Below are 6,194 nucleotides of genomic sequence, written 5' to 3'. Positions count from 1 at the left end.
CCGTACGTACAGTGCTGTGAGAGGACGGCGGTTAGTCACCGCCTCCTACTCGATCTAAAGCAGATGTCTAAAATAAACGAGCATAAGGTATCAGACATCTCTGAAATAAACGACTTTGAGGAATCATCATACATAGCTAAACGGAGAGTACCACAAGGCACCATATTACATGGTATTGTATGGAAGCTATGCTATAAACTGTACTATCAAAAAAAGACTGCTTGAGATAAACCATTAAATGTCTATAATTATGATATAAGATTAAGTATATGGTGGAAAAGATATAAAAGTATGATAAAATAAACTTCAATATAGTGTTTTATAAACTTGTAGGAGGTGTAAATGAAAATAAGTAAGACAGTATTAGTCGCTTGTATGGGAATTGTTCTATCTTTTATTCTAGGGAGCATTAGTGCTTTTGCTGCTGGCGAGAATCGGCAGGCAGAGCGGATTATCATTGATCAGATTGTGCTTCGTGAGCCTTTAAAAGATGTGATTCTTAACGTTCCCAGAGATAGGATGCGGGTGCAGGAAGTTGATCCTAGAGGGAAGAATCCAAAACTGAAGATACATCGGAGGGGGGATGCCCCGGACAAGTTCATCAATGTAGACGATATCTACATTTCATCTCCTATTTATTATAGTAAGTACGTTGGGGAGGGAGAGCCTTTAAGGTACAGGGATAGAGAATTTACTCCCGGATTCTATTATTACGGAATAGAACTGACTACGACAAACCCAAATTACTATTTTGAGGCTGGTTTACAGAATTATTTTACTCTGTTTACTCTGGAAATGAGTAATAGGCAAACGCCAAAGAACCGAACTACATCGACTTATCGTTTTTCCTTGGTGGGAGAACATGTAGAAGGGAATAACTATGTTTTGCATCTTGCTGAGAGAGATAGTTTTTGGGTAAAAGAAGAGTATCCGCTGAAAGAAGTAAGGCTATTCCTTCCGGAAAAAGACTTGCAGTACGGAAAATTGGGAGAAGCCGTACCGGATACGACATGGAAGAAGCCAGGTGAAGGACTTCTTGATAGAAACGGAGAAGAAACATGGCCGTATGTGTCCATTCCGTATGAGGGGGATAAAGTAAGCGGTGAATATACACTGGAAGATATTTCTACGGGAAAATACTATGGAGCAGGAGAGAGAATCACAAAACCGGGGACCTATCGTCGTGTGCTTCGAGATGTGACATTCCCCATGAACATCATTAACCCTTATCGGATTACCTTAGGTGGTTTGGATGGCAGTCTTGAAACTAAGTTTTATATCAATGATAAAGAATGGGAAATAGATCCAAGAAAGGCATCCTTGAATGCGATTGACCCGGTAAGAGGAGGTCTGAAAGTCACCTTGTATGATCCGGACTACATTACCTTGACGGAGTCGAATGGGAATAGCGATGGCATTTCAAAAGGATCTTCCGGCAGTTCTACGGGGAACAGCGGCGGCTCAACAGGAGGCGGCTCGACAGGCAGTAAATCTTCAAGTGGTGGTTCCTCAGGAAGTAGTTTCTCAGGAAGTAGCTCTACAGGCAGTAGTGCTGGCTCCGGCGGAGGTTCATCTGTCGGCTTTAGTGGTAGCCCGGCAGGACAGGTTTTAGGCGTGGATCGTTCTCTTTCTTATGGGAAATGGATTAAAGATGAAAAAGGCTGGTGGTACAGAAGAGCGGATGGAAGCTATCCGAAGAGTACCTGGGGTTATGAAGCCTACAATGGAAAGTCCTACTGGTATTATTTTCTGGACAGCGGATACATGGCAACAGGATGGGTAGACTTGAATGGCAGTAAATACTATCTCTTCCCTGGCTCCGACGGTTGGATGGGAAGAATGCTGACGGGCTGGCAGTGGATTGACGGATATTGCTATTATCTCGGAGCGGACAGCGGAAACAACGAAGGGCATCTCTATCGAAACGAAAAAACGCCGGATGGCTACCAGGTAGATTCGGAAGGAAGATGGGTAGAGAACGGTGTTCCACAGATTAAAAAATAGCTACGAAAACTATACAAAACAATAGCTGAGAAAGAGGAGAAGTTGTTTGATTACGGCTTCTCCTTTTGCTTTACCAGAAATTTGCAGATGCATAAATAGCTTTAATACTATTAATTATAAATTAAAAATATAGTTAATTTAATAAGATTATTGAAAAAATAGAGCCTTTCGGATAGAATAAAGAGCGATAAGAAATTGTTTAGCTTATGCAGTTGTACAGGCACAGAAGGGTAACAGTTTTATCTTAAGGGCGTAAAGACGAGACAAAATGCAAAAAGACCGGCAGCTTATCCGGGGATTCTCTGCTCAGCGGGAAAAGTACGATTCCTTCCTTTGCAAATGAGAGAAAAACGAGAAAAACAAAAGGATAAAGGTATAGAGTAAATTTACTGTCTTTATAGATTCGCTTTTGCAAGGGAGGGCAGATGAAAAAGTTATTTTTAGGATTTCAGAAAAAACTGAAGCGGTTTTTGTATTCTCATATAAATGGTGGAAAGGGAATGATTTCCATTTTTTTGGCATTGACCGTTTCTCCTTTGTTGATGTGTACTTTGATTTTTGTAGAATATGCCAGAATACAAAGCGCACAAGCCATTATTGAAGAGTTGATGGGAAGCTCTATTTTTTCTGCCCTGGCCCATTATGATCCCTACTTGGATGAACGCTTTGGCTTTATGGCGGTAAGACAGGATCAGAAAGAGTCTTTGGATTCTCGTTATCAAAGCTATCTGGAAGCGAACGTCCAAGGCTTCGGAAAGGCCATTAGCTTAGCGGGAGGATCGGCAGAGGGAAAAAACTCGCTTATTGAACCTTTAGTATTAAGGCAGGAGGTATTCGAGTACAGTGAGCTTTCCGTACCCATCAATACGTTGGAAGAGGGCTTAAATATAAAAGAATTATTGGATTACTACCATAAAAAAAATCCTTTACAGATTTGCAAAAATTTACTGGATAGTGGAAACAATGTAATTGATATTACGGATTCTGCTATCAATATGGCAAAATCTTTAAAAGAACTCTCTAATGAAGCAAAGAAATACGGAGAGTATTTAACAAAGTATAAAGAAGCAAGAAAGGCCTATGATGATGCGTATCAAGCTTTAGAAGAGGCAAGAAGCAGGAAAGATAATGGAGAAGAGATTTCTTTGGATTCTTACATTAGTGAGGTAGATAGCAAGGCCAGAGCCTTTGGTACAGCTACCGATGATCTAAAAGAGAGGCTTTCTACTTTAAAAGGGAAAGAGAGAGATTTTTTAAAAAGCAAGGAAAAATTTGCAAAAGGATTAGATGAACTACTGAGCAATACCCAAGAATTTTATAAGAATCAGTACGGCAAAAATGCAATAGAGGATCCCTTTCTTGCCACTTATAATGTAATGAATAATCAGGTTCAAAAATTTATAGATAACCAGCAAAAGGAAATATATAATGACGGAAAAGAAGATGATGAAAAGCTAGAAGAACAGGCTAAAAAACTGGAGTCTTATTCTGCTGAAGCAGATGGTAAAATTGAAGGATATATTGTTCTCTCTGAAGCAGAAAGTATTGATAAAATAACGGCTGCCTTATATGGAGAAATGGAAAATACCATTAAAGGCTCTGATTCTACGATTGATCTTGTAAGAAGTCTTAAGGACTTATTGTATCAGATTATAGGGACAAAAGTATTATATGATGGTTCCTTAGATTCTAATTTGGATCCCAGTGAGTTGATTAATCAAAGCGGTGTGCTGGACTTGGGGACAGCGGAAATAACGGATAGCGTTGTGAATTTATTATCTTCTATTTGGCAGTTCTTAATGGCGGCAGCAGATGGAGATTTTTTCGCGACGTTAACAGCTCTTGGAACTTTTTTGAAGAGCCTAGTCACCTTCTTTAAGGGTATATTTGATTGGGCAAGTAGCAGGCTCCAAAATCTTGGGCGTCTACTTTCCGGTGGAGAGTCCCTGGGGAAGAATTTTCTGCTCTATGGCTATGGTGTTTACAATATGCCAAATAGAACCAATTATAGTGATGGTTCCAGTTTAACGGGATATGAGTATAGTAATATTTTTGAAATGGCCGGTGGTACTTATAATATCGGTTTTCTAGACGGAGATTTCTGGCATTATCCTAAAATGGATAATGTGGAAGGAAGGGACAAACTCTACAAGGGAGCAGAGCTGGAGTATCTTTTGACCGGTTCCAACTCGGAAAAAGGTGCACAGGTGGGTACCTTCTTTAATGGCTTCTTATTAAGATTGGTCTCTAATCTCCCGGCTATTGCAAGTTCTGACTGGATTACAGAAACAAGTGTTACCGGTCCCTTTGTAGTAGTTGTTTTTGTGATACTTCTTTTACTAGAGTCATTTATAGATATGATACTTTTGGTAAACAAACAATCCGTTAGTCTTATTAAGATGAAGGCCTATATGTCTACTGAAGGCATATCAAACTTTATCGAGGATTTTTCAAAGTGTAGGGGGTTAAATGATGAAACAGCGAAACAAATCAAAAAGGGCACTCAGGATACAGCGGATAAGATCGCAGCAGGAGCAAAAAATAAAATAAAGAGTACATTCGGAGCTAAGCCAAAAAGCAGTAAAAAATCGGATAACAACGATTCTAAAACAGAGAACGCTGAATCGAAAGCTACCAAAGATACCACAAAACCAGATAATGATAATTCCAATTCAGAGAACAATGCATCGAAAGCTACAAAAGATACTACAAAACCAGATAATGATAATTCCAATTCAGAGAACAATGCATCGAAAACTACAAAGGATAGTACGAAGCCCCAAAATGATAATTCCAACTCAGGGAATACTGTTCCGCAAGAACCAAAGAAAACCACAGCCACAGAGGCCATGGGCTTAAAAGATGAGCAAGGCTTTATGAAGCTGGACTATGGGGAGCATTGTTTGATTTTGATGCTTTTAGGAACAAATCAAGATCAGTATCTTATGCGGTTACAGAACCTTGTGCAACTGGAGGCAAAGGAAAAGTATAAGGAAAAAACGGATTATCATTTGAGTAAAGCTTATACCGGGATTACCGCTACCACAGAGTATCAATTAAATGAATTTGTGCCCATTACAAAAAGTACTGGCGGGTTTACACTTGATTGTACGAAAACGCTTGGGTATTAAGCCGGCTATGAGCATATAAGTAAAGGAACAGCATGGAAGAAAGAACATTAACTGACGAAGAATTAATGAAATTAGATGAATTTGAGGACAGCGAAGACTTTCAAAAGCAATACAAGCTTATTAAGAATGAAGTTTTCAGAAGGTATAAGAGAGGGAAATTGTTTTTTTGGAAAATCCTCCTTTGTATTTTTGTATTGGTTTTATTTTTTCCGTTGGGTATCGCTTTAGCTCAGTTTTTATTTGTCTTTATTATTGTTATTCCTGCAGTGAAAAATATAAAGCTCGAGGAAAAAAGTAAGCTTAATGAAACTTATATCTTTAAAATATTGAATCCAATCTTGCAGATTTTATTTCCCGCAGCTGAAATCGTTGAAGAAGGGGATGATCCTGTCAACGAAATCAAGTATACGGTGCCTGAGTCCAGTCATTACAACCTGGGATGGTCAATTAAATTCAACGACAAGAAAGATTTGAAAGCAAGCAACTTTTATGTATGGCATACGGAAGCACGTTATAAATCAGAGTCTAGAAGCAAAGTTGTTGATTTTAGAGGAGTACTTTATTCCTTAAAATTAGATGATTTTTATGAGGGACAAGTTCGAGTGGTTCCCACTACCCAATCTAAATACTTAAAAAAAGAACTTCAAGGCAATTATTTTAAAGCTTTGGAAGGGGAAAAGAAAATAGATGTAGAAGATGCTTTGCACAATGAGAATTACAACATTTACTGTACAGATGAAGTATCTGCCAGAAGATTCCTCAATCCAAGTGTTTTATCCTGGTTTGATGAACATGTTGGGAAATATCCGTTGGCGTTATACTTAAAGGGGAATCGCTTATATATTTCTATTCATTTTAAGTATTATATGTTTTCGGTGCCGGATGAAAAGGAAGAGTTGGATAGGTGGACAGTAGAAAAAGCAGCACTCAGTCTTAAAGAGTTGAATCAAGAGATTAGAGATACGGTAAATATTTTTTACTAGTTATAGATATAAGACAGTAGGAATAAGGGAAGGCCAATAAATTGCATCAGAGGTGAAAGCATTCACGGAAGTACAA

At 38.6% G+C, this 6,194-nt stretch carries 3 protein-coding genes; all 3 read left to right on the top strand.

Annotation, left to right across the window (positions count from 1 at the left end; all coding sequences use genetic code 11):
- Positions 1-342 precede the first annotated feature (342 nt).
- The 3 genes from RDQ32_RS10515 to RDQ32_RS10505 all read left to right on the top strand — a co-directional run bounded on the left by RDQ32_RS10515 (position 343) and on the right by RDQ32_RS10505 (position 6,118).
- Positions 343-2,004 (top strand): cell wall-binding protein, encoded by a 1,662-nt coding sequence (locus RDQ32_RS10515; protein WP_308580430.1) that lies wholly within the window; start codon positions 343-345, stop codon positions 2,002-2,004.
- A gap of 425 nt (positions 2,005-2,429) precedes the next feature.
- A complete protein-coding gene (locus tag RDQ32_RS10510) occupies positions 2,430-5,135 on the top strand; it encodes a hypothetical protein (RefSeq protein WP_308580429.1) in 2,706 nt (901 codons plus the stop codon).
- Positions 5,136-5,167: 32 nt separating this feature from the next.
- A complete protein-coding gene (locus tag RDQ32_RS10505; RefSeq protein ID WP_308580428.1) occupies positions 5,168-6,118 on the top strand; it encodes a DUF3137 domain-containing protein in 951 nt (316 codons plus the stop codon).
- Positions 6,119-6,194 lie beyond the last annotated feature (76 nt).

It is taken from the genome of uncultured Oribacterium sp., from assembly GCF_902481605.1.
In the GTDB taxonomy this organism is placed as follows: Bacteria; Bacillota; Clostridia; order Lachnospirales; family Lachnospiraceae; genus Oribacterium; species Oribacterium sinus.
Note: the sequence above shows the minus strand (reverse complement) of the source record. Positions and strands in the feature narration are given on the sequence as shown.

Excerpts from the sequence above, each read along its gene's own strand:
- RDQ32_RS10515 (WP_308580430.1), top strand. The coding sequence starts at position 343 with ATGAAAATAAGTAAGACAGTATTAGTCGCTTGTATGGGAATTGTTCTA.
- RDQ32_RS10510 (WP_308580429.1), top strand. The coding sequence starts at position 2,430 with ATGAAAAAGTTATTTTTAGGATTTCAGAAAAAACTGAAGCGGTTTTTG.
- RDQ32_RS10505 (WP_308580428.1), top strand. The coding sequence starts at position 5,168 with ATGGAAGAAAGAACATTAACTGACGAAGAATTAATGAAATTAGATGAA.